This window comes from Nocardia sp. NPDC056064, assembly GCF_042266925.1.
Classification (GTDB): Bacteria; Actinomycetota; Actinomycetes; order Mycobacteriales; family Mycobacteriaceae; genus Nocardia.
In genome coordinates, this window is sequence record NZ_JBHJWO010000001.1 from 880,586 (window position 1) to 903,773 (window position 23,188).

Sequence of the window (23,188 nt, forward strand, 5' to 3'; positions counted from 1 at the left end):
CGGCGCGGCGTCATCCGGCCGGATCGGCGACCGGGGCCAGCAGCAGCTGCCGGGCGATGTGGTCGGTCAGCTGTTCGCGGGTGGTCGCGAATTCGCCGCGCAGCCAGGCGGCCACCAGTTCCAGGGTGCCGCTGACCAGGGTGTAGGCCGCCAGCGCCGCGTCGGCCGGGTCACCGGCCTGTTCGGGGCGCAGTTCCTGGTTCACCGCGGTGGCCGCGGCGGCGATGGCGTGCTGGGTGGCCACCCGCGCGGTGTAGAGCGATTCGGTGCTGTGGGCGTTGAGCAGCAGCGCCTGGCGGCGCGGGTCGGTCAGCAGGAAGCCCAGGGCGGCGTCGGCGGCGGCATGGACCTGGCTCGGCAGGTCGGGCGCTGCCGCGTGGGTCGCGGCGACGACGACGGCGATGCCCTGACTGGTGAGCTCCTCCGACAGTGCCGTCAGCAGCGCGTCGCGGTCGGTGAACTGCTCGTAGAAATACCGGTCGTTGAGCTGGGCGCGATGACAGACCGCGCGTTTGGTGACCGCCTGCGCGCCCTCCTCGGCCAGCAGGTCCAGGGCCGCCTCGAGCAGCGCGGCGCGGCGCCGGGCGCGGCGCTCGTCCGCCGCGACACCGCCGTAGGCGCGCGGAGTCGTCTTGACCATCCCCCCATTCTGGTGCACCCTGACATCACACGCATTTCTGGTGTCGCACGGCACCAGAAATGGTGGAGTGAACAAAGGAGTTCAACGATGACCTGTCCCGTGCCGCACCAGGAACGTCACGCCGCCGACGCGCCGCACCGATCCTCCCCCGCCGTCGAGCGTTTCGAGCAGGTCGGCGGTTCGGTCCTGTTCGGGCTGTTCGGCGTGGCCCTGTTCGATCAGCCGATGCTGCCGCCGGTCTCGGCCGCGCTCGAGGCGACCGGCCGCTCCCGCGACACCCCGTGGGCGCGCGCGGTCCGCACCGCGGCCGCCGACCAGCTGATCTACCACGGTGAAGATGCCGATCGCGCCGCCGAGTCCGAGCGGCTCATGCTGCTGCACCGGGAGGTCAAGGGCGTCGGCCCCGACGGCGAGCGCTACTCCGCGCTCAACCCGCGATCCTGGAACTGGATCCTGTACTCCACCTTCTTCGTCCAGCGCGGCGCCTACCTCGCGCTGACCGGCGACCGGCCGACGGCGGCCGACGAGCAGGCGATCTGGGAGCACTACCTGCACAAGACCCGCGGCCTGCACCTGTCCGGCGGTTCCCGGCCGATCGCCGACTACCCCGCCCTGGTCGCCCACTACGACGCGATGATCGCCGAACTCCGGGTGACCCCGGCCCTGGACGCGGCCACCAGCACGGTGCGCCGCGCGCCACGCCCGTACTTCCTGCCCGCGATCACCGACCCACTGTGGCGCCTCGGCGCGCCGGCCTTCGGGCATGTCGCCATGATCCTGGGTTGCGGCATCATGCATCCCGAGGTCCGCGCGAAGATGCCCATCGACTGGGGCCGCCGTCAGGACCGCGAGTTCCGGGCACTCACCACCGTGCTCCGGGTGGCCTACCGGCGGCTGCCCGCCGCGGTCACCGATTCGCCGATGGCCCGCAACCGGCGCCGGTACCAGCGGCTGGTCGGCAACTACCGCCGGGTCGGGCTGACCTCGTTCGCGCCGGAACCGGATTTCCAGGTGACGGCGCGATGAGACCGCGCACTCACCGCGCGGACCCGGCGTCACCGTAGACGACGAGCCAGATCGCGCGACCGAGCGCGGCGGCCAGTTCCTCGTCGCCGAGGCCGGTGTCGGCCGAAAAGGCCACGGCGATGGTGCGTTCGACCATGGAGGTGAGGACCAGGGCGGTGGCCGCCGAGTCCAGTGAGGCGGCCACCCGGCCCGCCGCGCGTTCGGCGTCGAGCCGGATGCGCACGAGTTCGGCGAAGGTCGCCACCCTGGTCCGCCAGTACGCGCCGACGGCCCGGTCGTAGCCGGACACCTCGCTCAGGGCGAGCAGCAGATAGCGGTGGGTGCGGAAGCCGCCGATCATCGCCCGCATCGCGGCGGTGACCCCTGCCTGCCGGTCGGTGTGTTCCGCGCGCCACCACGATTCGGCCGCGGCGAACAGGTCGGCGGTGGCCAGTTCGGCCATCCGGATGAGCAGGCTGCTCTTGTCCGGGAAATAGCGGTAGAAGGTGGAGCGGGCGGCACCGGAGGCGGCGGCGATCTTCTGCACGGCGAGCTCGGTGAACGGCGTGCCGTCGGCGAGCAGGTCTTCGACCGCGCGCAGCACGCGGCGCTCGAATTCGACGCGCCGGTCGTCGGAGGGTTTGCGCGCCGATCGCGGGACGCGCGTCAGCGAGGGCATCGGCGAACCGGCGCCTGCTCGGTGGCGCGGTCGGGTGCTGAGGACATGTCCCCATTGTGCCCGCCGGGCGGGCACTCCCCGATCCGGCCGTGTGCACCGGGCGGCAAACCCGTTGTCCCGGTGTGGTATTGACTCCGGCCCCGGGTCGGCTCATCATCGAATCGGACACCGTGTCCGAGACTCGATGACCGAGGCGGTTCGCATGACTGATTCCCCCGTCCCCAGCACCATCGAGTCGGCCGAGGTGGTCGTGGTCGGCGCCCGGTGCGCGGGCTCCTCGACCGCGCTGACACTGGCGCGGGCGGGACGACGGGTCATCGTGCTGGATTCCGCGGCCCTGCCGTCGGAAACGCTGTCGACCCATCTGCTCTGGCCCGCCGGGGTCGCCGAACTCCAGCAGCTCGGCGTCCTCCCCGAGGTCACCGCCCTGGGTGCCCCGCCGCTGACCCGCGCCTATGCCGAGGGCGCCGGATTCGGCATCGGGACAGCGTTTCCCGCCGTCGACGGGATCGATTACGCGCTGTGTGTCCGGCGCACCGGGCTCGACGATGTCCTGGTGCGGGCCGCCGTCGCCGCGGGTGCCGAGCTGCGCACGCGGTGCCGGGTGGAGTCGGTGGTGTTCGACGGAAACCGTTGCGCCGGTGTGCGGTACACCGACCAGTCCGGGGCGGTCACCGAGATCCGCGCGTCGCTGGTGGTCGGCGCGGACGGGCGGCGCAGCACCGTGGCGCGCGCGGTCGGCGCGCAGGAGCCGTTCGTCTCGGTGCCCAGTGGCCGGGACTGCTATTTCGCCTACTGGCGCGACACCGCCGATGCGTCTCGTCACATCGCCGCGCAGTGGCGGGTCGGCGCCGACCTCGGCACCGCCTTCCCCTGCGACGACGGCCTGGTGCTGAGTCTGGTGCAGCCACCGCGCACCTCGGAACGGCTGGGACCGGGCGAGGCCGACCGCCGCTATGCCGAAGCGGTGGCGCGTATTCCGGCGCTGACCGAGCGGCTGCGCGGGTGCGAGCGGGTCGGCCGGGTGCGGTCGGCGACCGGGATCGCCTCCTACTTCCGGCATTCGTCGGGCCGCGGCTGGGCGTTGCCCGGCGACGCGGGCCACTTCAAGGACCCGGTGACCGCCCAGGGCATCCGCGACGCCCTGCACTACGGCCGCCTGCTGGCCGAATCCGTCGCCGGCGTGCTCGACGATCCCGACGCCCTCGACGCGGCACTCGCGCAGTGGGAGCGCCGCCGCATCCTCGAGTGCCGGGAGATCTTCCACTGGACCAACCGGCTGGCCCGCGGCGAAGCCATGCGCCCCTTGGAGATCGAGCTCTACCGGCGCGCCGCCACCGATCCCGAACTCGCCGAGATCACCACCGGCATCTTCTCCCGCACCCGCAGGCCCGCCGAACTCGCCAGTCCCGCACGGGCGGCCCGGCTGGGCTGGGGCGCGTTGCGGCACCAGCGTGACCGCCTGCCCGCCGTCTTCACCGATCTGGGCCGCGAAGTGCGCGGCGCCCTCACCGAACGGAAGCTCACCCGAACCACCTTGCGCGGCACCCCGATCCGGGTCGTGCCGCCGACGCACACCCTGCACACCACCGTGGCACCTGGAGCACAGCATGTCCGATAAGCCGCTCACCGTCACCCGCCGCACCGCCCTGCGCGCCGGTCTGGCCGCCGGGGCCGCCCTGGCCGTCACCGCACCGGCGACCGCCGCCACTCCCGGTCCCCGCTCACCACTACTCCGGTCCGGCGGCAGGACGGTCGCGATCTTCGGTGGCGGGATGGCCGGGCTCAGCGCCGCCCACGAGCTGGCCGAGCGCGGCTACCAGGTGACCGTCTACGAACCGGCCTATCTCGGCGGCAAGGCCCGCAGCCTGGGTGTACCCGGCACCGGTGGGCCAGGGCGACAGGATCTGCCCGGTGAGCACGGCTTCCGGTTCTTCCCCGGCTGCTACCGCAATGTCCCCGACACGATGAGCCGGATCCCGTTCCCCGGCAACCCGAACGGCGTGCTCGACAATCTGGTGCGGGTCGAGGGCACGGTCGCCGGTTTCGAGAACTCCGCGCCGATCTTCCTGCCGGTCGAGCTCGGCGGCCTCACCCAGCTCACCCCGCAGGTGTTGCAGAGCACGCTGGTCGGCGCGTTCGGGTTCGTCCCGGAACTGCCCGCGCACGAGCTGGCCTTCTTCGCCAAGCAGATGACCATGTGGTTCACCTCGAGCACCGAACGCCGCTTCGGGCAGTGGGAATACGTGACGTGGGAACAGATCATGCGGGCCGAGGGCAAGTCCGCCGCCTATCGCCGGTATCTGGTGAACGCGCTGACCCGCATCACCGTGGCGGCCAAACCGCAGACCAGTTCCGCGCGCACCATCGGCACCATCGGCGAGGCGCTGGTGCTGGCCGGGAGCGGGCTCGTCCCGGAGTTCTCCGGTGGCGTCGACCGGATTCTCAACCGGCCCACCAATGCCGCGTGGATCGATCCGTGGGTCACCCATCTGCGTGGTCTCGGCGTGCGATTCGTGCTCGGCCAGGGCGCGCGGGCCCTGCATCTGGCCGGTGGCCGGATCGCGTCGGTGACGGTGAGCGGTGCGGCCGCGACGACGACGGTCACCGCCGACCACTATGTGTGCGCCATGCCGGTGGACCGGGTCGTCGACCTGCTCAGTCCCGCGATCCTCGACGCCGATCCGCGCCTGGCGGGCATGCGGGAACTGGTCACCGACTGGATGGTCGGCATCCAGTACTTCCTGCGCCGTCCCAGCGACATCCCCGAAGGTCACATCGCCGCGCTCGGGTCGCCGTGGGCGATCACCGCGCTGCGCCAGGCTCCGATGTGGGTGGGCGATTTCGCCGCCACCTACGGCGACGGGTCGGTGGTCGAGTGCCTGTCCGTCGACATCTCCGACTGGGACACCCCCGGCATCCTCTACGGGCGCACCGCCAAGGACTGCGGCGTCGCGGAGATCGCCACCGAGGTGTGGGCGCAGTTGAAGGGCTGGCTCAACACCGGCACCGGGTGGCTGCGCGACGAGGACATCCACTCCTGGCATCTCGATCCCGGTATCACCTGGTCCGGTGGCGGCATCCACAACGCGACACCGCTGCTGGTCAACACCGTCGGCTCCTACGATCACCGCCCCGACGCGCGCTGCGCCATCCCGAATCTCTACTTCGGCGGCGACCACGTGCGCAGCCACATCGACCTGGCGACCATGGAGGGCGCCAACGAATCCGGCCGCGCGGCCGCCAACGCGATACTCGACGCCGCGGACGATCCCGCGCCGCGCGCCACCTGTTTCCCGCTGGTCGACCTGCCCGCCTTCGCTGCGGCCAAGGCACTCGACGCCGACCGGTTCCGGGCCGGGCTCCCGCACCTGCTCGATCTCTGAGCTGGATCAGCGCACTCGCAGCCGCACCATCGGCAGGGTGTCGACCGGGGCGCCGGTGGCCTGTTCGATGGTGGCGCGCAGTTGTTTCCACGCGCGCGGATGCTGCCGGGCGTACCGCTCGAGCGCGTGCGCCGAGTCCGTCTCGGTCATCGGGGTGGCGGTGGCGGGCAGGCGGCGCCGGAAGCCGGTCGAGACCCGGACGGCCGGGTGGGTGACGATATTGCGGTACCACTGCGCCCCGACCCCGAATCCGGACACGATCACGTACTCCGTGGCGGCCGGGTGGTCGACCACCTCGAGCACGACATAGCGCCGTCGGCCGCTGCTGCGCCCGAGGTGTTCGAGCATCAGCAGGCGACGGCCGAACAGGAACCCGAATCCCGCCCGGTAGAGCAGGATCGGCGCACGGACCAGCCACCGGGTGCGCAGCGCCTTGGCACCCAGGTTCGCGCCCATCGAGGATCGGCCCATGCGGTGTCCCTTCTCGCTCGGCCCAGGCTACGACGCCGTGCCGGTGGGTGGCGCCAGCAGCCCGAGACCCTCCAGGTCACGGACGTATTTGCCGATCAGTGCCGCATCCAGGTGCGGGATGTCGGGCATGGTCTCGACTCCGGCCCCGCGCACGGCCGCGCGGAATCCGTCGGCGGGCAGCGCCGACCCGGCCAGCGGCACTCCGGGGCGGCGATGGGCGTGCAGCAGCGGCAGCAGAGTGTGTCTGCGCTGGGATTCGGGCAGGGCGCGCAGGGCGGTCTCGAAGCGGGTGAACCACTCGTCGTAGTCGCGGATGCGGGCGATGGGGTGGCCCGCGGCGATGAGCCAGTCGACGAAGGTGTCCAGGGAGATGTCGTCGTCGTGTGGGTTGAGTACGTCGTAGGTGCGGTAGCCGCTGGTGGCGGCCGCGCCCAGCGCGGTGACGGCCGCGGCGACGAAATCGGCGGGCAGCCCGTCGTAGTGGGCGCGGCGGCGTTCACCGCCGGAATCGGTGCGGTAGAACGATTCCGGCGCGATCCCGGTGACGAGCACGCTGAGCAGCAGCCGGGTGAACACGTCCGGCACATTGAGCTGTCCGACGTAGTCGCGGTGGGCCAGGATCATGTCGGAGCGGAACACCGCCACCGGCAGCCCGAACCGTTCCGACGCCTCCCGCAGCAGCACCTCCCCCGCCCATTTGCTGTTGCCGTAGCCGTTCGCGTAGCCGGTGTCGAGCCGCCGGACCGGGCTCATCGCGCGCACGTCACCGTCTTCGGCGAAGAACTCGCCCTGGGCCGCGACCGCCACGGTCGACAGGTAGCTCACCGGTTTGCGCTTGGTGGTGAGGGCGAGCCGGATCACCTCGGCGGTCCCGACGACGTTCGGGCCGAAGAGCTGACCGTAGGGCAGCACGTGATTCACCAGCGCGGCCGAGTGCACGATCAGGTCGACCTGTTCGGTCAGCCGCTGCCACACCGGTTGCGGCACACCGAGATCCGGCTCGCCTAGATCACCGGCGATCACCTCGAGCGCGTCCCGGGCGAGGGCGTGGAAGTGTGCGCGCAGCGCGGCGTCGCCGGTGTCGAAGACAGCGTCGAGGCGGGCGCGGGCCGACTCGGCGTCCGCGCCGCGCACCACACACACCGCCCGGCCACCGCGCGGCGCGAGCCGTTCCAGCCAGGTCAGCAACAGGAACCGGCCGAGGTAGCCGTTGGCGCCGGTGATCAGGACGGTGTGGATGCCCTCGGCAGCGGGCAGATCGGCGGCCCGTTCCAGGGTCGGGGCGTCGAGGAACTTCGCCAGGGCGAGATCGGTCGCGCGGATCGCGGTGGCACCGGGACCGTGCACCGCGTCGGCGTCGAGACCGCGGGTCCCCCGTTCGATGTAGCGGGTGAGTGTGGCGAGGTCGCTGTCGGGCGCGAGCACGACGTTCACCGGCACCTCGACACCGAGCAGTTCCCGCAGCAGCGTCGAATACGACAGCGCCGCCAGCGAATCCCCGCCCAGGTCGGCGAACCGGGCGCCGGGCCGCAGGTCGGTGACCGGGCAGCCGAGCACCGCGGCCGCCGCCCGCGTGACGGTCTCCGCCACCGGCAGCCCGGGCGCGTCGCGGCGCAGCTGGGCGAGCTGGTCTTCCTGCTCGCGCGCCACCTCGTCGTAGAGCGCTTCGAGCCGGTCGCCGTAGTGCTGTTTCAGCTTGGGCCGCAACAGTTTCGCCACGCCGGAGAGCAGGCCGTTGGCGACGGAGAACGGTTCGGGCTCGATCAGGAAGTCGCGCGGGATCTCGTAGGATTCCAGGCCCGCGTCGATCGCGGCGCGCTGGATCGCGGCGGCGAGGGCGCCACGCAACTCTCCCGCCGGTCCGGACAGCGCGGCCTCGGTCGGCACCACCACGGCCAGCAGGTAGGCGCGTTCGCTGCTGCCGTAGACGTAGATCTGGCGCACGAGATCGGCACCGGCGAACACGGCCTCGAGCTTCGACACGGTGACAAACTCACCCTGCGACAGCTTGAGCACATTGTTGCGCCGGTCCACATAGGCCAGGCGGTCGGGCGCGAGCTCGGCCACCACATCGCCGGTGCGGCAGAAGCCGTCGGCGTCGAACACCTCGGCGGTGACCTCGGGCCGCCGGTAATACCCGGCGATCATGGTGGTGGTCTTGAGCAGCAGCTCACCGCGCGGGTGGGGCTTGTCGGTGGTGAAGTAGCCCAGTTCGGGCACGTCGACGAGCTTGTAGTCCAGCACCGGCGGCCGCATGACCTTCGTGTCGAAGATGACGCCGCCGCCGGTCTCGGTGGAGCCGTAGCCGTCGTGCAGCCGCATCCGCAGCACCGATTCGACGAAGGCGCGCAGTTCGGGCGCGATCGGCGCGCTGCCGCACAGCACCGACATCAGCCGTCCGCCCAGGAACTGTTCGCGCAGGACGGTTTTCACCTCCTCGGCGTGCGCGTCCGGGTCGGGTCCGCCGCGCCGGTCGAGTTCGTGCCGGTAGCGCTGCCACAGCATGTCGCAGACCCGGGGCACCAGGAAGATCTCGGTGGGGCGCACCAGCGCGATGTCCTCGAACAGGGTCGACATGTCCGGTGTGGCGGCGAAGTACGCGGTGCCGCCGCGGGCCAGCACGCTGGTCAGGGTCAGGCGGGCGGCGATGTGGCTCAGCGGCAGGAAGTTCAGGGTGATCGCCGCCAGCGGGCGCGGCGGTTGCCAGCTCACCGACACCAGCCGCTGGGTGTACATGGCGCCCTTGGGCGTTCCCGTACTGCCCGAGGTGTAGATCAGCAGGGCGAGGGGATCGTCGCCGGGCTCGGGGACCGACAGCGGCGCGGCGGGCAGGACCCGGCCGCGGTCGACGGTCTCGGTGAGAGTGTCGAGGCTGACCGGTGATCCGGCCGCGGTGAGACGGGCCCGCGCGGCGGCGAGGGCGTCGCGATGGTCGTCGTCGTCCGGGTGATGGTCGAAGACGAGCAGGGTGCGCGGAGTGGCCCCGGCCAGCAGCGCGTCGACGGCGACGGACAGGTGCGCGGTGTCGACCGCGAATACGCGGGGTTCGGTCTCGGCCAGGATCGAGCGCAGCTGGTCGAGACCGGCACCGCCCTGCAACGGCACCGCCACCGCGCCGAGGTGGATCCCGGCCAGATCGAGCACGGTGTAGTCGACGCTGGTGAATCCCAGCATCGCGACGAATTCCCCCGCGGCGACACCGTCGGCGTGCCAGGCGGCGGCCAGGCCGCGGGCTCGTTCCCAGAGCACGCGGTAGGTGAGCAGCTCGAACTCCGGCAGGAGCCGCCGGGTCGTGCGGCCGGTCACCGGATCGACGACCGGTTCGGTGCGCCGGGTGCCGACGGCGGGGCGGTCGGCGTACCCGGTCATGGCGATCTCGACGATGCGGGCCAGCGGGGTCGCGGCCGCGACGACCTCGGCGTGCACCGCCGGGTCGGGCTTGGCGGCCCGGATCTGCGGGTCCTCGGCGTAGAGCGTCCTGATCCGGTCCGCCAGCTCGACCGTCATGCCTCGTTCCGATCCACGGCCACATCGATCGACACCTCGTGCCAGGCTTGCCGTTTGGCCGGCTCGGGGTCGATCAGCACGCGGGGCGGCTGATCGATGACGCAGGTGGCCCGCCGTTCGGCGGTGTACGGCGCCCAGGCGGGCAGCGGGTTGCCGGTGCGCGCGAAGTGCGCCCAGTTGTCCTGCATGAAGTCCTGGACCGCGCGGAAGGCCCGGCGCCCGCCCGCGGCGGTCATCATCCGGCCGACCGGCCCGTCCACCCAGCCGAACACCGGGACCAGGTCCAGGGCGTGGGTGGCCCCGAAACCCGCCGCGCGCAGGGCCCGTGGCGCGTAGTCGAAGCGATAGGCATAGGTCGGTGCGTGGCGGCTGTGGCCTTCCAGCACCGCCAGGGTCGGGCGCAGGAACATGAAGTCACCGCCCATCCGGACGGCGGTACGCGGGGCCGGATAGCCGGGATAGGCGCGTAGGACGCGCTGTTCGGTGCCGGGCGCGCAGCGCGCGAACACCGTGGTCAGCTGGGCCTGCGTATGCGGCACCGACTTGCCGAAGCGCTGGAACAGGGTCGCCTCGTCGAGGTTCGTGCCGATGATCAGCGGCACGGGATGCGCGCGCCCGGCGGCGATCGCGGTCAGCGGCGCCTCGGGCAGGAAGTCCCCGTCGACCACCGGCGCGTAGGGAAAGCTGCCCGGTTCCTCGCGCAGGGCCCGGCCCAGCGCCCGGTCGGCGGCCCGGCTCAGGTCCCCGGCGCGCACGGTGCGCAGCGCGCGGCCCGCGTCGGCGGGGTCGATCCCGGCGCGTTCGAGGACACGGCGCGCGAACCTCCGGGCTTGCGCGGGCTCGGCGATCCAGTCCGCGGGCGCGCTCTGCGCGATCGCCCCGTGGAACAGCCCGCCCGCCGACGGGGTGGCCAGCAGCGAGACCACCGCGTGCGCGCCCGCCGATTCCCCGAAGATCGTGACCCGGTCCGGGTCGCCCCCGAAGGCGGCGATATTGCGCCGTACCCATTGCAGCGCCGCGACCTGGTCGCGCAGGCCGAGATTCGACTCGATCGGTTGATCCGGGGTGGAGAACTCGGTGAAGTCGACGTAGCCGAGCGCGCCGAGGCGGTAGTTGACCGACACCACGATCACGTCCCCGCGCACCGCCAGCCGGGCCCCGGAGTACATGCTCGAGGTACCGAAGATGTAGCCGCCGCCGTGCAGGAACACCAGCACCGGCCGCGGCTGCGCGGCGGTGGTGACGGGCGCGGTCACGTTCAGCGTCAGGCAGTCCTCGCCGACGGCCTGCCAGGCCCGCGGCCCGGTCCGCGCGCCGTTGGGATGCTGGACGGCCGCGCACCCGAACTCCGTCGCCTGGCGCACCCCCGTCCACGGCCGGACGGGTTGGGGGGCACGCAGGCGCAGGTCGCCGACCGGCGCGGCCGCATAGGGAACAGAACGCCAGCTGACGACACGTCGGCCCGCTCGACCGCGCACGACTCCGTCGGCGGTCACGATCTCGGTGGACACCATTCGTACACCGTACGTGGTACCGCCGGTACCGCGCAGGATGTTCGCCTCGCTAACGCTCTCGCGCGGCCCGGCCGGGGCGGGCGCGCCCACTAGACTGACGCCCATGGTCGGCGACGTGAGTTGCGAACCCACCGAGATCAACCCCCACGGCCCCGAGCGGGCGGCGCTGGCCGCCGGTGCCGCCACCACCATCGCCGAGCTCGACTGCCTGGTCTCCTCCTGTTTCGCCTGTCCCCGGCTGGTCGCCTGGCGCGAGGAGGTCGCGCGGGTGAAGCGGGCCGCGTTCCGCGATCAGGAGTACTGGGGCAGGCCGGTGCCGGGCTTCGGTCCCGACGACGCGTCGATCCTGGTCGTCGGGCTCGCGCCCGCGGCCAACGGCGGCAACCGCACCGGGCGGATGTTCACCGGCGACCAGAGCGGCGATGTGCTCTTCGCGGCGATGCACGCGGTGGGTCTGTCCAGCGGCGCGCACCCGGTCTCCGCCGACGACGGCATCACCCTGCGCGGCACCCGCCTCACCGCTCCGGTGCACTGCGCACCCCCCGAGAACAAGCCCACTCCCGGCGAACGGCACACGTGTGCGCCGTACCTGAGCCGTGAACTCGAACTGCTGGCCGACACCCTCGCGGTGATCATGGTGCTCGGCGGGTTCGGCTGGCAGGCCCTGTTCTCGGTCCTGGCCGAGGGCGGCTGGCAGGTCCCGCGCCCGCGCCCGCGCTTCGCCCACGGTGCCGAGGTCACCCTCGCCCACCCCGACGGCCGCACGGTCACCGTGCTCGGCTGCTATCACGTCAGCCAGCACAACACCTTCACCGGCCGCCTGACCCCCGCCATGCTCGAAGACATCCTGCGGACCGCGAAATCCCTGGCCGGTTCCGGCCTTCCCGACGACGAAACGAGGGCGCCATGACACAGCAACCCGACGTGCGGGTCCGCCGGATCTACGAAGACCCTGAACCGGACGACGGGCAGCGGGTTCTGGTCGACCGGCTCTGGCCACGCGGGGTCAGCAAAGAACGCGCCGATCTCACGACCTGGTGTAAAGACGTCGCCCCGTCCACCGAGCTGCGCAAGTGGTATCACCACGATCCCGAGAAATTCGACGAATTCGCCGACCGCTACCGCAGCGAACTCCAACAGCCCGACCACGCCGACGCCCTCACGCAATTGCGGACGATGGCCGAGCACGGACCGCTCACCCTGCTCACCGCCGCGCGACGCGCCGATATCAGCGAGGCGACGGTCCTGGCCGCGATTCTCGACAACCATGTTTCATCGGATTGATGAACATGTGATATCGACGGCCGCTCCCGGCCCGCACGCACACCAGAATCACCTGGAGTAGTTGCTCGGCGAGACGATCACTGCGATGGCAGGAGAACCGATGAGCACGCTGGCGATGAGCACGGTCGACATCTCGCGATGGCAATTCGGTATCACCACCGTCTACCATTTCATCTTCGTCCCGCTCACCATCGGCCTGGCCCCGATCGTCGCCGGTATGCAGACGGCCTGGGTGGTCACCGGTAACGAACGCTGGTACCGGCTGACGAAATTCTTCGGCAAACTCTTCCTGATCAACTTCGCCCTCGGCGTGGCCACCGGCATCGTGCAGGAATTCCAGTTCGGCATGAACTGGAGCGAATATTCGCGCTTCATCGGCGACATCTTCGGCGCCCCACTGGCTTTGGAAGCACTCATCGCCTTCTTCATGGAGTCCACCTTCATCGGGCTGTGGATCTTCGGCTGGACGCGATTGCCGAAACTCGTTCACCTGGCCACGATCTGGATCGTGGCGATCGGCGTCAACGCGTCGGCCTATTTCATCATCGCGGCGAATTCGTTCATGCAGCATCCGGTCGGGGCGCGCTACAACCCGGACACCGGTCGCGCCGAACTCGACAGCATCTTCTCGTTGCTCACCAACAACACGACCGTGGCGGCCTTTCCGCATGTGGTCGCGGGCGCCTTTCTCACCGCGGGCACCTTCGTGGCCGGTATCGCGGGCTGGTACATGGTCCGCAATGCCCGCAGCGGTGACGCGGTGAAACGCGAGGAGGCGCGTACCCTCTGGCGGCCCGCGGCCCGCAGCTCCCTGCTCGTCATCGCCGCCTCGGTCGTGGTGGTCGCGCTGACCGGCGACATCCAGGGCAAGATCATGTTCGATCAGCAACCGATGAAGATGGCCTCGGCGGAATCGCTGTGCCACACCGAGACCGACCCCGATTTCTCGATCCTCACCGTGGGCACGCACAACAACTGCGACAGCGTCACCCACGTGCTGAAGGTGCCCTATGTGCTGTCCTACCTGGCCGAGGGCCAGTTCACCGGGGTCACCCTCCAGGGCGTGGAGGACCTGCAACGGTCCTATGTCGAGCAGTACGGTCCGGGTGACTACCGGCCCAATCTGTTCGTCACCTACTGGTCCTTCCGCGCCATGGTCGGCCTGCTGGCCGGTCCGGTGCTGCTGTTGCTGGCCGGCTTCTGGATGACCCGGCGCGGCCGGGTCCCGGACAAACGCTGGTTCGCCTGGCTGAGTCTGCTCGCCATCCCGACCCCGTTCCTGGCCAACAGCGCGGGCTGGGTCTTCACCGAGATGGGCCGCCAGCCCTGGGTGGTGGTCCCGAATCTCACCGGTGACACCACCATCCGGATGACGGTGGCCCAGGGCGTGTCCGACCACGCGCCGGGCACCGTGGTGTTCTCCCTGATCGTGTTCACGCTGCTCTACGGCGCGCTCGCGATCGTCTGGTACTACCTCATGCACCGCTACATCGTCGCCGGACCGGACCCGGCACCCACCGAGCACGACGAATCCGATGACGACGGGGGCGGTGGCCGGCACCGCGCCGAACCGGTCGAGCCCCTGTCGTTCGCGTACTAGGAGTCGAGCGATGAGCCTGCAGCAATTCTGGTTCGTGCTGGTCGGAGTCCTGTTCACCGGCTACTTCGTGCTCGAGGGTTTCGACTTCGGCGTGGGCATGCTCATGCCGATCCTCGGAAAGGGCTCCGATGTGCGGCGCCGGGTGGTGCTCAACACCATCGGCCCGGTCTGGGACGGCAACGAGGTCTGGCTGATCACCGCCGGTGGCGCGCTGTTCGCGGCCTTCCCGGAGTGGTACGCGAGCATGTTCTCCGGGTTCTATCTCGCACTGTTGCTGTTGCTGGTGGCGCTGATCCTGCGGGTGTGCGCGATCGAGTACCGGGCCAAGATCAACGATCCCACCTGGCGGGCCTGGTGCGACATCGGGATCGGGATCGGCTCCTGGATTCCGGCCCTGGCCTGGGGCTGGGTGTTCGCGAATCTGGTGCGCGGGGTGCCGCTGGACGAGCGCAAGCAGATCGTCGGTTCGGTGTGGGATCTGTTCAGCCCCTACGCGCTGCTGGGCGGCGCGACGACGGCGATCCTGTTCGCCCTGCACGGTGCGATCTTCCTGGCCCTCAAGACCGGCGGCGAAGTGCGCGCGGACGCGCGCAAGACCGTCCGGGTGCTGTTCGTGCCGACGGTGCTGATCGTCGGCGCGTTCGGGCTGTGGACCCAGCTGGCCTACGGCTCCGGCTGGACCTGGGCAGCACTCGGGGTGGCCGTGCTCGGCCTGGTCCTGGCCGGTGCCGCGACCGCGACGGTGCGCGACGGCTGGGCCTTCGTCGGCACCACGCTCACCGTGATGGCGGCCACCGTCCTGCTGGTGGGCTCGCTGTACCCGAATGTCATGCCCTCCACCATCAGCCCGCTCTACGACCTGACCATCGACAACGCCTCGTCGAGTCCCTACACCCTGCGGGTGATGAGCTGGGCGGCCGTGCTGGCCACCCCGGTGGTGCTGGTGTACCAGGGCTGGACCTACTGGGTGTTCCGCAAGCGGCTCACCGTCGACCACATTCCGGCGCCGACCGGACTGCCGCTGTCGCGACCCCCGCACTGAACGCCGCACGGACATTCCGCCGCGAATTCCCGTGGCAAATATTTGGCGACTATCCATGCGTGGTCATAGCCGAACGCGCAATCGTGCCGATAGAGTCGGATCGAAATCACCATTGGCGCAATTGACGGAAAGGCGAAACCGGCTCCGCACAACAAATCACCGGTTGACGGCCGAATTCCCCACCGGCGGGATCCCGCGGCTGTGCAGCACGATGAAAGGGATGCGCGCAATGACCCGATCACATCGCGACGAGCACGACGAACGATCCCGCACGCGCGCGATCGACCTGCACGTCTGGCGGGAGGTGACCAGAGTCCGCACCGAATGGCTCGTCGATCACCGGCTCACCCCGGCGCAACGGCACGCGAGCATCGACGAGGAGTCCGTCGACCTGACCGCCCGCATCACCATGTTCGAATCCGTCGTCCTCGACGATCTGGTCGACCGCTGGAAGGCGGCCTACGGCTGGGCGATCCCCGGCGACGCGATGCCGCTGGGCAAGCTCACCGCGCTGGCCAGGGCCGATGCCCGGTCGGCGGTGCTGTGCGACAACCTCTACGCGCACATCCCGCCCGCCATGATCGCCGAGCGGCACGCCGCCACCGCCGCCGAGGCCACCCGCAGGCGCCGCCGCTCCGCACCCGCGCCGCAGCGCTGGCGCAGCCGTTCGGTGACCATCGCGCCCGCCACCGAGATGGTCGTGATGCGCACCTGGGGCATCGTGCGCTCCTGCGATTTCACCGAACTGGCGTGCGCGCTGATCCAGGTGCAGTCCGAGGACGGGATGCCCATTCCGGTGTCGCCGCTGGACCCGCTGGCCGAGCAGATGGCCGCGATCATCCACGATCAACTCGTCGAGGAAGGTTTACCGCCGATTTAATCGGCCACGCCCGGCAGACGGTATTTCGATAACGATTCAGCTAATCATCCGCTACTCGACCTCGTTCAGCATCGCGGACAATTCCCGGGCCTGGGGAAGGTCGCCGGGACACCGTGCCAGCGAGGAACGCAGTACGGACACAGCCAGATCCGGTCGCTGGTCGGCCAGTGGAATTCTCGCGCAGAACAGCGCCGCCGTGACGGCCTCGCCGTGATATCCGGTGGCGTGCAGGGCGTCCACGGCGCGGACGGCATGGGCGTGGGCCTCGGGTCTGCGGCCGTGCGCGAACAGGGTGTGCGCGGTCGCGAGGTCGAGGCGGGCGTGGTCGTCGGTGTCGCGGGCCTGCACCAGCCGGGCCTGCTCTAGCGCGGCGTCGGCGGCGGGGAGGTCGCCCGCCCGCACGTGGGCGATGACTTCCAGCACGCGGTACCGGCGTTGCTCGCGCGGGGTTCTGTCCAGTTCGGTCGCGAGGTCGGCGGCCGTGCGGTAGTCCTGTGCGGCGGGGGCGGGGCGATCGGCGGCGAGCAGGAGTTCCCCGGCCCGGAAGTGGGCGTAGCGGGCGAAGTCGCGCCGGTCCGCGGCGCGGGCGTCCTCGGCGAGGGCGTGGTAGGCGGTGACGGCGGCATCGCGGCGGTCCAGTTCGCGCAGGGCGTCGGCCAGGACGTAGCGCGCGGTGACCACGTCGGCGGCGTCGGTGAGGACCGTGCCGTTCGCCCTGGCGTTGTCGGCCCAGGTGCAGGCGTGCTCGGCGTGCCGGTGGGCCTGGTCCCACCGCCCCAGCGCGGCACACACTTCGGCCAGCCGGATCCAGTGCAGCCGCCGTGACACGTTCCAGATGTCGAGGGCGTCGTATTCGTGGGCGGCGAAAGACAATTCGTCGACCGCTTCGGCGTCGCGACCGAGCAGATGCAGTGCCCAGCCGTAGCGGAAGCGCAGTTCGGCGGTGACCAGCCGCCCGGTCGTCGGCGGCGCGTCGCGCAGGCAGCGGGCCAGCAGCTCGGCGAGTCCGGCCTGGTCCTCGACGGCGGTGAACCGTTCGACCAGCTGTTCGACGCAGCGGCGCGCCAGGAACTGGGCTCCGGCTTCGATGCTCGCGGTGAGGGCGGGCACCAGGTCGGCGGCGACGACGTCGGTGGGTTCCTTCCACCAGACCCGCATGCGGCCCAGCCGGTGACCGGCCAGGGCGCGGGCCATCGGGTCGGTGACGGTGCGGGCCAGCCTCAGTGTCCGTTCGGCGAGATCGCGGGCCTCGTCGTCGCGATCGAGCAGGAACAGGATCTCGGCCAGGATCACCTCGGCCCCGACCACCGATCCCGGATCGGCGTGGGCGCGCAGGCGTTCCACGGGTTCGGTGATCTCCGCGAGCGCTTCGGCGTAATGCTTCTCGTCCTTCAGGCGGTCGGCCAGCGCCACCAGGCACAGGTCGTGGCGCAGGTACTCCCCCGCCGCGGCGTAGGCGGTGGCCGCCTCGCGCAGGCGCGGCACGGTCGAGGCGTCCTCGTCGTAGCGGGCCCGCAGTTCCAGGACCGCGGCGGCGACCGCAGGCGGCGCGGCATCGTCGATCAGGTCCAGGTAGCGGCGGGCATCGCTCCAGAGGCCACGGTCGAAATGCCAGCGGGCGCAGTGCACGGCGACATCGGCCGGGGCACCGATCGGCCACACCACGTGCAGGGTGGGCCGGGCGCCGGGGAGCAGCGGCAGGAATGCGCGCAGCGGACCGGCGGCGAGCCTGCGTTCGACGCGGGTGCTCTGCCACGCGGTGCCGTTGCGGGCGTCGAACCGCGCGGCGAGGTCGAGCGCTTCGGCGCGCATGCGCGTGTGCAGTTCGGCGACGGTCGTCGCGGGGTGCCCGGCCGAGCAGCCGTGACAGGGCAGGGGTTCCGGGCCGCGGCCGAGGGCCACCAGCCGGGCCAGCAGTACCGCGCTGCTGGTGGCGAATTCGAGACGGCCGTGGGGGCGGTTCAGGGTGGTGAAGTGGCACATCAGCCGGCGGAACCGGGTGAGCCCGTCCTGTTCGTTGCCGGTGCGGGCCAGGAATTCGATGGCCATGCCGGAGTACTCGTACGGGTACACGTCGACCTTCGCGAAACCGTCGGCCATCCGCTGGTACAGCGCGGCCAGTTCCTCGTCGTCGGCGTGCTCGGCCCAGAACGGGAGCACGGTCGCGGCGATATAGGGCGCGGACTCCAGGGAGAGTTCGCCGTCGCGGAGGGGCTGGGCCAGCCGGAGCGCGTGGGCGACGGAGGCGGGGTCGCCACGGTGCAGATGTCGTTCGATCTCGTTCTCGAGATCCCACGGATCGTGCGGGGTCGGGCCGCCCGCGAGCACCCACTGCCGGTAGGCGTGTTCCTCGGCGTCCCAGTCGCCACGTTGCAGGGCCAGCAGCCGTTCCACCTCGTGGACACCGGCGAGGCCGTGTCCGCCCGCGGCGAAGCGGCGCCGGATGTCGGCGAGCAGCGCGGTGATCCGGTCCAGGTCCACCTCGGGGAAGCCGATCATGGTCCGGACCGTGCGCACGTACCAGGACCGCAGCGACCATTCCTCCTGCGGGCCGTAGTCGTCGGGGCGGCTGTCGTAGTCGCTGAGGCAGCGCGCGAACAGCGGGAAGCCGCGGTCCCACTGGCCCGAGACGCAGTGCCGGTTGGCGAGGTCACGACGGGCGCGGAACGCGAGGCGGTGGTGGCCGCCCGCGCCGGCGTGGGCGACGATCTCCTCCAGCTCGCCGCGGACCGCGGCATGCCAGCCGGAACCGAGGGCGCGGTAGCGGGCGGTGAGTTCGGTTTCGGTGTAGCTCATCGCGCCTCCTCCGCCCGCATAGCCCAGCGCAGCAGCCCACTGAACGAGCGGTTCAGCAGGGCGCTCTCGTCGACGCCGATGGGATGGCGGCCCTGCAACAGCGCCTGGCCGTAGAGGGCTTCCACGGCGAGGGCGATGAGGTCGGGGTCGGTCAGTTCCAGCATGGTGGCGACGAGCGGGTTGCGCAGGTTCAGGACGAGCTGATGCTGTCCGGGTTCCGGCTCCGGGCCGGTGTCGACGGCGTCGAGCACGCCCGCCCACAGCTCGTCGGCCCGCTCGCGCGCCTGCTGTTTCTCCGCCGACCGGTGCAGTTCGCGGTTCGCCAGGAACAGGGCGGGCAGCTGGGCGGGGTCGAAGGCTTTCGCCACCGGAACGCATCGGCGCGCGGCGAGTGCGGCGCGTCCGTGCTCGAGCAGGCGGGTGAGCCCGGCGTGTGGCTCGGTGGGCTGGTCGAAGCGGGTGGCGAGTTCGGCGGGGTCGAGTGCGCGCACGGTCAGGGCCGGGTGCACCCGGTGCAGGCGCGACATGATCTGCACGTCGTAGGCGTAGCCGCCGTTGACCAGGCCGATGCCCTGGGCGGCGGCCACGGCGGCGAGCTCACGGAACTCGTCGGCGGTCGCGGTGTAGCGCAGCACCGGGCTGCGGCGAGCGAATTCGGCCAGGGTCATCGGGCCCCAGCAGGTCTCCATCGGCCACCAGTCGGAGACCAGGCGCAGCATCGCGTCGTCGTGCAGGGCCAGCGATTTCACGCCGAGGTGGTGCACGGCCAGGAAGGTGTGCAGCTTCGGCGGATCGGTGACCGACAGCGACACCAGCCAGTCCCGGATGCGGCTGCCCAGCGCGGTGCGGGTGGCGGCGAGCAGGTCGTCGGCGTAGAGCGATTCGCGGCTCGCGGTGGGCCGCAGTTCGGTGGTGTCGACGACGCACCGGGCGAAGAAGGCCCACTCCGGCAGCAGGTCGGGCACCGATTCGCCCAGCAGCATGCGCCGCAGATACACCCGGTGTCCTTGCCGCACACCGGGATCGGCGGCCATCGGGAGGATGAACGCGACACCGGAGAGCCCGGCCTCGGCGACCGTGAGATCCAGGCAATCGAGTGGGGTGAAGCCGAAGGTCTGTTCGGCGTAGTCACGCAGCGCCGCGGTGCGGGCCGCCGCGCTCGGATGCGGAGCCTGCCACGGCACGGTCGCCGTCCCCACGGGCACACCGGCCACCGTCACCGGAATCGGCAGCAGCCCACCGAATTTCCGGGCCAGCTCGGTGACCATGGCCGCGTCGCACCAGCGTTCGTGGTCGCGGCGGGGTGAGGATCACCGTCGTCCCCGGCTCTGGCCGTTCGGCACCGGCCCGGGTGACGCGGTACTGCCCGTTCGACGAGCCCACCCATTCCAGGGTGGGCCCGCCGCGCGCCGAGCGGGTCAGCACCCGCACCTCGTCGGAGACCAGGAAGCACGACAGCAGCCCGATGCCGAACTGGCCGAGGAACTCCCGGCGCGCGAACCCGATCTCGTCGCGTTTGGAACTGTTGCCGATGGTGGCCAGGAAGGTGTGGACCTCGTCCTCGGTGAGGCCGATCCCGTTGTCGTGGATCCGCAGCGGCGCACCGCTATGGGCCGGTTCGATCTCGATCCGGCCGGTGAATCCGGTGGCGAGCTGCCCGCGGGCCGCGATCGCGTCCACCCCGTTCTGCAGCACCTCGCGCAGATACACCTGCGGACTCGAATACAGGTGATGACTGAGCAGATCCACGATGCCCCGCAGATCCACCTGAAATGCGCGTTCCATCGCACGCCCCCCGGCCGGTCGTTCCCACGTCTACCGCGCTGGATTCTGCCTCAGCCGCCGTCGGCGATCCTCGCGTGGGGGCGGGGTGTGCGTAGGATGACGCCTGTCCGCGGGGAAGACCGGTGCGATTCCGGGGCTGTCCCGCAACTGTGAGGCTCGTGCGAGCCGAAGCCAGATACCCGCGGGCGCAGTACTGACAAACGGTCGTGATCACGTGGGTATTGATCGACGCGCCGAACCGCGCCACCGGCTTCCGGGGGCTCGTTTCCGCATGTCCTCGTCGCGTGAGAGCACAACGCGATAGGAGCCACATGCCGTCCTCGACGCTGCGCCGCAGGACCTTCCTGCTCGGTGGCGCGCTCGCCGCGGGCGCCGCCCTGACCGGGTGCGCCCGGTCCGCCGACGGCGAGGGTGCGGTCGACACCTTCACCGCGGCCTTCCAGGGTTCCGGCGCGGGCGAGGGCATCGACCCGGGGGTGAACACCCTGTTCATCGACGAGGCCAGGATGAAGTCGGTCTACGACGGGCTCTTCGAGATCGACGAGACGATGACGCCGATCCCCCGCCTGGCCGTGTCCGCCGACCCGAATGCCGAGGGCACCCGGTGGCGGATCGCGCTGCGCGACGCGCGCTGGCACGACGGGAAGGCGTTCACCGCCGACGACGTGCTCTACACCTTCGCGCGCGTGCTCGGCCCGCCGCAGCGCCGCCCGTTCATCGCCGCCTCGTCACTGGCGAAACTGGACCTGTCCCAGAGCCGGGCCGTGGACGCCCACACCGTCGAACTCGCGTTGACCGAGCCGTCGTTCGAGTTCCTGATCGCCCTGTCGGCCTACGGCACCAAGATCGTGCAGAACGGCGCCACCGACTTCGACCGGCCCGTCGGCACCGGACCGTTCGTCTTCGAATCCTTCGAGGCCGGAAGGGAATTCGTCGCCACCGCGAACGAGCAGTACTGGGACGGCGCCCCGGCCGTCCGGCGGCTGCGGATCGTGAGCGCGGAGTCCGACGCGCGGCTCTCGGCGGTACAGAGCGGCGAGATCGACTACGCCGACAACCTCACCCCCGCCGCGGCACGGACCCTGCAGGGCAGGCGCGGAATCTCGCTGTCGGCGACCCCGAACAGCGGCATCTACTTCTTCGCCATGAAGACCGACCGGGCACCGTTCGACAATCCGGACGTGCGCCGGGCCGTCAGGCGGATGCTCGACCGCGACGAACTGGTCAAGGTGGCCCTGGAGGGTCAGGGCGAGGTGTCCAACGATGTGTTCGGCAAGGGCTTCCAGCACTACGCCGACCTGCCGCAGCACACCTACGATCCCGACGAGGTCGGCAGGCTGCTGCGGCGCGCCGGGGTGCGCGATCTGTCGTTCGACCTGTTCACCGCGCCCGTCGCGCACGGATTCGTCGAAGCCGCACGGCTTTTCGCCGAGCACGCGGGACGCTGCGGGGTGCGGGTGAACGTCGTGCTCGGGTCCAAGGACACCTATTACACCGATGCGCTGTCGACCGGCCATCTCACCATGGGCCAGTCCGGGCCGCTCGCCATCCCGAACCATTTCGCCTCGCGCCTGCTCACCGATTCGCCGCAGAACCGCACCAAATGGTCGGACCGCGAGTTCGACGCCCTCTACGCCAAGGCGCAGGCCACCGCCGGTGTGGAGGCCCGGACCGCGCTCTACCGCACCATGCACGAGATCCTGCACGACCGGGGCGGATTCGTGTTCTTCGGCACCACGCCGTGGAACAGCGCGGCCCGCGACCGTTTCCAGCACGTGCCCGCCGCCGTGCCGAACTCGCACGGCTGGGCCCGCTTCGACGCGGTGAGCCCCCGATGACCGTGCTCGACGCGGCGCGGGCGCGGTACTGGATCGAGCGCTGGGATCGTCAGCAGGAGCACTACATGCCCGATCGCGAACAGCGTTTCGAGGCGATCGGCGATGTGCTCGACGAACTGCGTGACCGCGACGACCTGCTGATCGTCGATCTGGGCGTGGGCCCGGGCACCCTGGCCCAGCGCCTGCTCGGCCGATTCCCGGCCGCGCGGGTGGTCGGGGTCGACGCCGATCCGCTGCTGCTCGGCCTGGCCGACCTGGCGCTGGGCTCGGACCGGTTCCGTACCGTGTTCGCCGATCTTCGCGCGGAGGGCTGGCTCGAAGCGCTCGAACTGGACCGGGAGCCCGACGCGTTCGTCAGCACCACGGCGCTGCACTGGATGAACCGGGAACCGTTGCGGCAGCTCATCGGCACCTGCGCGGCGGCCTTGAAACCGGGCGGGCTGTTCATCGACGGCGACCACCTCTACGAGGGGCCGGCCGGACCACGCCTGGACGCACTGGGCAAGGCCATGACTGCCCGGCGCGGCGACCGGCAGGGCACCGCCGCGGCCGAGGACTGGGCTCAGTGGTGGGACGCGGTGGCGCGAGCACCCGAACTGGCCGAGCTGGTGCGCCTGCGCGACGGCGGTTTCGAGCACACCGTGCACGACCGGCCGACAGTGCACGACTACGTGAGCTTCGCCAAGGCAGCGGGGTTCGCGGAGGCCGGCACGGTGTGGCAGTACGGCGACGACCGCGTCGTGGTCGGTATCCGGTAGCAC

Annotated in this window: 17 protein-coding genes, 1 pseudogene and 1 riboswitch; of the genes and pseudogenes, 10 read left to right on the forward strand and 8 right to left on the reverse strand. The window is 70.9% G+C overall.

Features of this window, described 5'->3' with window-relative positions; all coding sequences use genetic code 11:
* Positions 1 to 10: 10 nt before the first annotated feature.
* Positions 11 to 640 carry a TetR family transcriptional regulator gene (locus ACFC06_RS04015; RefSeq protein ID WP_375927623.1) on the reverse strand — a complete coding sequence of 210 codons (630 nt, stop codon included), beginning with the start codon at positions 638 to 640 and terminating at the stop codon, positions 11 to 13.
* An 87-nt stretch (positions 641 to 727) separates the two neighbouring features.
* Here ACFC06_RS04015 and ACFC06_RS04020 point away from each other — a divergent pair, with 87 nt between their 5' ends.
* Entirely contained in the window at positions 728 to 1,666 is a 939-nt protein-coding gene (locus tag ACFC06_RS04020) for an oxygenase MpaB family protein (protein ID WP_375927625.1), read from the forward strand.
* 10 nt (positions 1,667 to 1,676) lie between these two features.
* Here the strand turns inward: ACFC06_RS04020 and ACFC06_RS04025 are convergent, their stop codons facing one another.
* Entirely contained in the window at positions 1,677 to 2,324 is a 648-nt protein-coding gene (locus ACFC06_RS04025) for a TetR/AcrR family transcriptional regulator (RefSeq protein WP_375927627.1), read from the reverse strand.
* Positions 2,325 to 2,526: 202 nt separating this feature from the next.
* On the opposite strand from ACFC06_RS04025, the gene ACFC06_RS04030 reads away from it, so the two are divergent.
* Positions 2,527 to 3,945: an NAD(P)/FAD-dependent oxidoreductase gene (locus ACFC06_RS04030; protein ID WP_375927629.1), complete on the forward strand. Its 1,419-nt coding sequence runs from the start codon at positions 2,527 to 2,529 to the stop codon at positions 3,943 to 3,945.
* Entirely contained in the window at positions 3,935 to 5,710 is a 1,776-nt protein-coding gene (locus ACFC06_RS04035; RefSeq protein WP_375927631.1) for an FAD-dependent oxidoreductase, read from the forward strand. Before ACFC06_RS04030 ends, ACFC06_RS04035 begins: the two co-directional genes overlap by 11 nt.
* Positions 5,711 to 5,716: 6 nt before the next feature.
* Here the strand turns inward: ACFC06_RS04035 and ACFC06_RS04040 are convergent, their stop codons facing one another.
* From ACFC06_RS04040 to ACFC06_RS04050, 3 genes are read right to left on the reverse strand one after another with little or no spacing between them, the layout of a single operon-like run.
* Positions 5,717 to 6,181 (reverse strand): nitroreductase family deazaflavin-dependent oxidoreductase, encoded by a 465-nt coding sequence (locus tag ACFC06_RS04040; protein WP_375927633.1) that lies wholly within the window; start codon positions 6,179 to 6,181, stop codon positions 5,717 to 5,719.
* A gap of 27 nt (positions 6,182 to 6,208) precedes the next feature.
* Entirely contained in the window at positions 6,209 to 9,688 is a 3,480-nt protein-coding gene (gene car / locus ACFC06_RS04045) for a carboxylic acid reductase (protein ID WP_375927635.1), read from the reverse strand.
* Positions 9,685 to 11,202, reverse strand: coding sequence for a carboxylesterase/lipase family protein (locus ACFC06_RS04050; protein WP_375927637.1), 1,518 nt, complete (start codon positions 11,200 to 11,202; stop codon positions 9,685 to 9,687). Before ACFC06_RS04050 ends, car begins: the two co-directional genes overlap by 4 nt.
* 103 nt (positions 11,203 to 11,305) lie before the next feature.
* On the opposite strand from ACFC06_RS04050, the gene ACFC06_RS04055 reads away from it, so the two are divergent.
* The 5 genes from ACFC06_RS04055 (at position 11,306) to ACFC06_RS04075 (ending at position 16,008) form a co-directional block, all read left to right on the forward strand.
* On the forward strand, positions 11,306 to 12,112 hold the full coding sequence (locus ACFC06_RS04055; RefSeq protein WP_375927639.1) for a uracil-DNA glycosylase: 807 nt from the start codon (positions 11,306 to 11,308) through the stop codon (positions 12,110 to 12,112).
* Entirely contained in the window at positions 12,109 to 12,486 is a 378-nt protein-coding gene (locus ACFC06_RS04060) for a DUF488 domain-containing protein (protein ID WP_375927641.1), read from the forward strand. The genes ACFC06_RS04055 and ACFC06_RS04060 overlap by 4 nt, the downstream gene beginning before the upstream one ends.
* Before the next feature lie 115 nt (positions 12,487 to 12,601).
* Positions 12,602 to 14,086, forward strand: coding sequence for a cytochrome ubiquinol oxidase subunit I (locus tag ACFC06_RS04065; RefSeq protein ID WP_375935198.1), 1,485 nt, complete (start codon positions 12,602 to 12,604; stop codon positions 14,084 to 14,086).
* A 10-nt stretch (positions 14,087 to 14,096) separates the two neighbouring features.
* Complete coding sequence (gene cydB / locus ACFC06_RS04070) at positions 14,097 to 15,128, forward strand: cytochrome d ubiquinol oxidase subunit II (RefSeq protein ID WP_375927643.1); 1,032 nt, start codon at positions 14,097 to 14,099, stop codon at positions 15,126 to 15,128.
* A gap of 229 nt (positions 15,129 to 15,357) precedes the next feature.
* Complete coding sequence (locus ACFC06_RS04075; RefSeq protein ID WP_375927645.1) at positions 15,358 to 16,008, forward strand: hypothetical protein; 651 nt, start codon at positions 15,358 to 15,360, stop codon at positions 16,006 to 16,008.
* A gap of 51 nt (positions 16,009 to 16,059) precedes the next feature.
* Here ACFC06_RS04075 and ACFC06_RS04080 read toward each other — a convergent pair whose 3' ends face one another.
* The 3 genes and pseudogenes from ACFC06_RS04080 to ACFC06_RS04090 form a co-directional block, all read right to left on the reverse strand.
* Positions 16,060 to 18,804: a hypothetical protein gene (locus tag ACFC06_RS04080; protein ID WP_375927647.1), complete on the reverse strand. Its 2,745-nt coding sequence runs from the start codon at positions 18,802 to 18,804 to the stop codon at positions 16,060 to 16,062.
* Entirely contained in the window at positions 18,801 to 20,072 is a 1,272-nt protein-coding gene (locus tag ACFC06_RS04085; RefSeq protein WP_375927649.1) for an HSP90 family protein, read from the reverse strand. The genes ACFC06_RS04080 and ACFC06_RS04085 overlap by 4 nt, the downstream gene beginning before the upstream one ends.
* An 82-nt stretch (positions 20,073 to 20,154) precedes the next feature.
* A pseudogene (locus ACFC06_RS04090) lies at positions 20,155 to 20,589 on the reverse strand (ATP-binding protein); the annotation flags it as partial.
* 86 nt (positions 20,590 to 20,675) lie between these two features.
* Positions 20,676 to 20,791, forward strand: a riboswitch (cobalamin riboswitch).
* Positions 20,792 to 20,900: 109 nt separating this feature from the next.
* Here ACFC06_RS04090 and ACFC06_RS04095 point away from each other — a divergent pair.
* Positions 20,901 to 22,427 (forward strand): ABC transporter substrate-binding protein, encoded by a 1,527-nt coding sequence (locus tag ACFC06_RS04095; protein WP_375927651.1) that lies wholly within the window; start codon positions 20,901 to 20,903, stop codon positions 22,425 to 22,427.
* Complete coding sequence (locus ACFC06_RS04100; protein WP_375927653.1) at positions 22,424 to 23,185, forward strand: class I SAM-dependent methyltransferase; 762 nt, start codon at positions 22,424 to 22,426, stop codon at positions 23,183 to 23,185. Before ACFC06_RS04095 ends, ACFC06_RS04100 begins: the two co-directional genes overlap by 4 nt.
* Positions 23,186 to 23,188 lie beyond the last annotated feature (3 nt).